General features: G+C 65.8%; 6 protein-coding genes. All 6 read left to right on the top strand.

What is annotated here, in order from left to right; all coding sequences use genetic code 11:
• Positions 1 to 825, top strand: an 825-nt coding sequence (locus FAZ14_RS20085) for a fumarylacetoacetate hydrolase family protein (protein ID WP_153509095.1), incomplete at its 5' end; no start/stop codon positions are given.
• A gap of 75 nt (positions 826 to 900) precedes the next feature.
• A complete protein-coding gene (gene citC / locus FAZ14_RS20080) occupies positions 901 to 1,950 on the top strand; it encodes a [citrate (pro-3S)-lyase] ligase (protein WP_153509094.1) in 1,050 nt (349 codons plus the stop codon).
• 33 nt (positions 1,951 to 1,983) lie between these two features.
• Complete coding sequence (citD, locus tag FAZ14_RS20075; RefSeq protein ID WP_153509093.1) at positions 1,984 to 2,274, top strand: citrate lyase acyl carrier protein; 291 nt, start codon at positions 1,984 to 1,986, stop codon at positions 2,272 to 2,274.
• Complete coding sequence (gene citE, locus FAZ14_RS20070) at positions 2,274 to 3,164, top strand: citrate (pro-3S)-lyase subunit beta (RefSeq protein ID WP_153509092.1); 891 nt, start codon at positions 2,274 to 2,276, stop codon at positions 3,162 to 3,164. The genes citD and citE overlap by 1 nt, the downstream gene beginning before the upstream one ends.
• 89 nt (positions 3,165 to 3,253) lie before the next feature.
• Positions 3,254 to 4,783: a citrate lyase subunit alpha gene (gene citF / locus FAZ14_RS20065; RefSeq protein ID WP_153509091.1), complete on the top strand. Its 1,530-nt coding sequence runs from the start codon at positions 3,254 to 3,256 to the stop codon at positions 4,781 to 4,783.
• Positions 4,780 to 5,211, top strand: a 432-nt coding sequence (citX, locus tag FAZ14_RS20060; RefSeq protein ID WP_153509090.1) for a citrate lyase holo-[acyl-carrier protein] synthase, incomplete at its 3' end; no start/stop codon positions are given. The genes citF and citX, both read left to right, overlap by 4 nt.

The raw sequence follows: 5,211 nt of genomic DNA, 5'->3' as shown, positions 1-5,211 counted from the left end.
GGGCTTATCGATTTGGGCAGCCGTCTCGGTGACCGCTACGCCGACCTGAAAGCCCTGCTGGCCGGGCAGGCGCTGCACGAGGCCGCCGCCTTCCAGACCGACACGCCGGATGTCGCCGTCGCCGACGTCACCTTCCTGCCGGTCATCGTCGCGCCCTCCAAAATCCTCTGCGTCGGCATGAACTACGCCGACAAGCGCAAGGAGTTCAACGAGCTGAACCCCGCTCCGACCCTGTTCGTGCGCTTCGCCGACTCCCAGACCGGCCACGGCACCCCGGTGCTCAAGCCCCACTACTCCAGCGAGTTCGACTATGAAGGCGAGCTGGCGGTCATCATCGGCAAAAACGGCCAGAACATTCACCGTGACGACGCGCTGTCCTTTGTCGCCGGGTACAGCTGCTACATGGACGGCTCCGCCCGCGACTGGCAGCACAGCTGGTTCACCGCCGGCAAGAACTGGCAGAAGACCGGTGCCTTCGGCCCCTATCTCACCACCCGGGACGACATCCCCGACCCGCACGCCCTGACCATCCGCACCTTCCTCAATGGCCGCATGGTGCAGGACGACAACACCGCCAGCATGATCCACAAGGTGGCGGACCTGATTGAATACATCAGCACCTTCACCGCGCTCAGCGCCGGTGACGTCATCATTACCGGCTCGCCGGGTGGTGTCGGCAAGAAGCGCACCCCGCCGCTGTTCCTCAAGCCGGGCGACAGCATCGAGGTGGAAATCGAGAAGGTCGGCCACCTGCGCAACACCATCGGCGAGGCCGTCCGGCCGGTGACCGCCCCGCGTGCCGCGTCCGTGGTGGCCGGGCACTGAATCGTTCCCGCTGCCGGGTGACCGGCGGCGTCAGCCCCGCGGTGACGGGGCCCAGCAACAAGCAGGATAACCGTTATGTACGCCGATGACGATGAGAGTGTTACGTTTGCCACGCTGGATGCGCGCGTCCCGTCCCCCGCACTGGCCGGGATAACCGCGCTGCTGGCGCGCTGCCAGCTGGATCGGGACCAGGACGTCGAGTTTTTTGTGGCCGGCACGCATCACGGGCGGCTGGTGGCCTGTGCCGGGCTGTGCGCCAGCACCATCAAGTGCGTGGCGGTGGACCCCGACTTTCGCGAGCTCAGCCTGGGGGCGAAGGTGGTCAACGAGGTGGTGCAGCTGGCGGCCGAGCGCGGCCTGTTCCACCTGTTTCTCTACACCCGTCCCTGCAACGTCACGGCGTTTCGCGGCTGCGGCTTCTACCCGATTGCCAGCTATGACGACCAGGCGGTGCTGATGGAGAACACGCCGCTCGGCATCAGCCAGTACTGCCAGTCGCTGGCGGCCGAGGTCCGGCCGGGGCGGGACATCGGGGCCATCGTGATGAACGCCAACCCGTTCACGCTGGGGCACCGCTACCTGGCCGAGCAGGCCGCGCAGGCCTGCGACTGGCTGCACATCTTCGTGGTGCGCGAGGACGTCTCCTTCTTCCCGTTCGCCGAGCGGCTGGAGATGGTGCGCCTGGGGGTGGCGGACATCCCCAACCTGACGGTGCACGCCGGGTCGGAATACCTGATTTCCAAGGCCACCTTTCCGGGCTATTTCCTGAAGGAAGCGGCGCTGATAAGCCAGGCGCACGCGGCGCTGGACCTCATCATCTTCCGCCAGTACATCGCCCCGGCGCTCGGCATCACCCGGCGCTTTGTCGGCACCGAGCCGTTCTGCCCGGTGACGCACCAGTACAACCAGGACATGCACCACTGGCTGGAGCAGGACGGGCGGGTGCCCGCCCCGGCCCTGACGGTGGTGGAAATCGAACGCACGCGCGAGCACGACGGGCAGGCGATATCCGCCTCGGCGGTACGGCGGCTGCTGCGCCAGCGCCAGTTCGACGCCATCCGCCAGATTGTGCCGGCGACGACGTTTGCGCATCTGCAGCGCTATGGCGAGCTCGCCTGCGCGTGACGTGTTTTTAATGTATCAGGCAGGAAAACCAACATGAAAATTATCAAGGAAGCCCTGGCGGGCACCTTTGAATCCAGCGACCTGCTGGTCCGGGTGTCCCCGGCGCAGGGCCCGCTGACGGTGGTGATAAACAGTGAAGTCATCAAACAGTTTGGCGCACAGATCACCCGGGTGGTGAACGACACGCTGAGTGCGCTGGGCGTCGAGTCCGGCACCGTCGTGGTGGAAGACAAGGGGGCGCTGGACTGCGTCATCCGGGCCCGGGTGCAGAGCGCCGTGCTGCGTGCCGCCGGGGTGGATCAGATTGACTGGGAGACACTGTGATGAGCACCACGCAACCGAAAAAACTGCGCCGCAGCATGCTGTTCCTGCCGGGCGCCAATGCCGCCATGCTGTCCAACGCCTTCATCTACCAGCCGGACTCCATCATGTTCGACCTGGAGGACGCGGTGTCGCTGCGCGAGAAAGATACCGCGCGCCTGCTGGTCTACCATGCGCTGCAGCACCCGATGTACCGGGATATCGAGACGGTGGTGCGCATCAACCAGCTCAACACCCCGTTCGGGCTCAGGGACCTGGAAGCGGCGGTGCGTGGCGGGGTGGATGTCATCCGCCTGCCGAAGACCGACTCCACCGACGACGTCGACGAGCTGGAGCACCACCTGGCGCGTATCGAGAAGGCCTGCGGCCGTGAAGTGGGATCCACCCGCATCATGGCGGCCATCGAGTCGGCGGTCGGGGTGATCAACGCCGTGTCCATCGCCCGCTCGTCCGAGCGCATGATTGGTATCGCGCTGGCGGCGTTCGACTACGTGATGGACATGCAGACCGAGCGCGGGGACGGCACCGAGCTGTTCTACGCCCGCTGTGCGGTGCTGCATGCCGCCCGTGCCGCCGGTATCGACGCGTTTGACGTGGTGTACTCCAACGTCAACGACGAAGAGGGGTTCCTGAAGGAAGTGGAACTGATCCGCAAACTGGGCTTCAACGGCAAGTCGCTGATCAACCCGCGGCAGATTGAACTGCTGCACAACGCCTACGCGCCGACCCAGGACGAGGTGGACTACGCCCACCTGGTGATCAGGGCGGCGGAAGAGGGCGAGCGCGCCGGACTGGGGGTCATCTCGCTGAACGGAAAAATGATCGACGGCCCGATTATCAACCACGCCCGCCAGGTGGTGGAGCGTGCGCGGGCCTCCGGCGTGCGCCAGTAGGCCCGGCCCGGTTAACCGACAGATTCTGCACGGGCCGGCCGGTGGCGGGAGAGCGCCCCGGCGGGCCGTCGCAATGACAGGATGAGAGCATGAGTAACTTTATTGAAGCACTGCAGAAGCAATACCCGGAAAAAAGTCCGCTGCAACCGTTCGTCAGTGCCAACCACCGTACCCCCTGGCTGGATGACGTCACCGAAAAACACCAGCGCAAGCTGTGTGCCGACCTGGACGAGGCCATCCGCAAGAGCGGGCTGCGGGACGGCATGACCATCTCCTTCCACCACGCGTTCCGTGAAGGGGACAAGGTGATCAACCACGTGGTGGACACGCTGGCCCGACTGGGCTTCAGGGACCTGACGCTGGCGTCGAGCTCGCTGATGACCTGCAACGCGCCGCTGATCGAGCATATCCGCAACGGGGTGATCAGCCGTATCTACACCTCCGGCATGCGCGGCAAGCTGGCGGACGCGATTTCGCACGGGCTGATGAAAGAGCCGGTGCAAATCCACTCGCACGGCGGGCGGGTGCACCTGCTGCAGAGCGGGGAGCTGACGATAGACGTGGCGTTCCTCGGGGTGCCGAGCAGCGACGAATTCGGCAACGCCAACGGCACGTCGGGGAAATCGCGCTGCGGGTCGCTGGGCTACGCGATGGTGGACGCGCACTACGCGAAGACGGTGGTGCTGCTGACGGAAAGCCTGGTGCCGTTCCCGAACATGCCGGCCAGCATCGTGCAGGACCAGGTGGACTTCGTGGTGCCGGTGGAGGAAGTGGGCGACCCGGCGAAAATCAGCGTGGGGGCGGCGCGCGTGACCAGCAACCCGCGCGAACTGCTGATAGCCCGCCGGGCGGCGGACGTGATAGCCCATTCCGGCTACTTCAAACCGGGCTTTTCCATCCAGACCGGCTCCGGCGCGGCCTCGACCGCCTGTACCCGCTTTCTGGAAGACCGGATGCACAAGCAGGGGGTGACGGCGCGCTTTGCACTCGGGGGCATTACCGGCAGCATCGTCGACCTGCACGAGAAGGGGCTGATAGAGACGCTGCTGGACACCCAGTGCTTTGACGCCAACGCGGCGGCCTCGCTGGCGAAAAACCCGAAACACGTGGAAATCTCGACCAACGTGTACGCCAACCCGAGCGCCAAGGCGGCGTGCTGCGACCAGCTGGACGTGGTGATTTTGAGTGCGCTGGAAATCGACACCCAGTTCAACGTGAACGTGATAACGGGCTCGGACGGGGTGATGCGCGGGGCGTCGGGCGGGCACTGCGACGTGGCGACGGCGGCGAACCTGACCATCGTGGTGGCGCCGCTGATCCGCAGCCGAATCCCGACGGTGGTGCGTCAGGTGACCACCTGCGTGACGCCGGGCAGCGCGATAGACGTGCTGGTGACGGACCACGGTATCGCGGTGAACCCGTCGCGCCCGGACGTGGCGGCGCGGCTGACCGAGGCCGGGCTGAGCGTGATGGCTATCGAAGATCTGTACCAGCGGGCGATAGCGCTGGTGGGCGAACCGAAGGCGATTGAATTCCACGACCGTATCGTGGGGGTGATCCGCTACCGTGACGGCAGCGTGATCGACGTGGTGCGTCAGGTGAAAGAGGACAACGCGTGAGCGAGGCAGTGACAGAGACGGCGGTCAGCGTCTCACTGGACAGCCTGCTGGCGGCGAAGGAGCGCCGCCATGCACGCCAGCAGCTGCTGCTGGCGTTGCACCAGTCGACGGTGGTGTCGCTGACGCTGGTGACGCCCGGCGCGGTGAAGGACTCGGCGCTGTACCGGCGGGCGATGGGGGAGGCGGTGGCGGCGTTCAACGACCTGTGCCAGGCCCGGGGATGGGCGGTGCGTGAGCAGCAGCTGCACTGGCTGGAGACGGGGGCGGAGGCATTCTGGGTGATAACCAAGGATGCGCTGAGCGTGAAGGCGGCGGCGATAGCGCTGGAAGAGCAGCATGCGCTGGGGCGGCTGTGGGATTTTGACGTGTTCTGCCCGAAGGACGGGTCGGTGAGTCGAACGTTGCTGGCGCACGAGCCTCGTCGGTGT

The sequence above is a fragment of the Dickeya oryzae genome (assembly GCF_009372235.1).
GTDB lineage: Bacteria > Pseudomonadota > Gammaproteobacteria > Enterobacterales > Enterobacteriaceae > Dickeya > Dickeya oryzae.
Note: the sequence above shows the minus strand (reverse complement) of the source record. Positions and strands in the feature narration are given on the sequence as shown.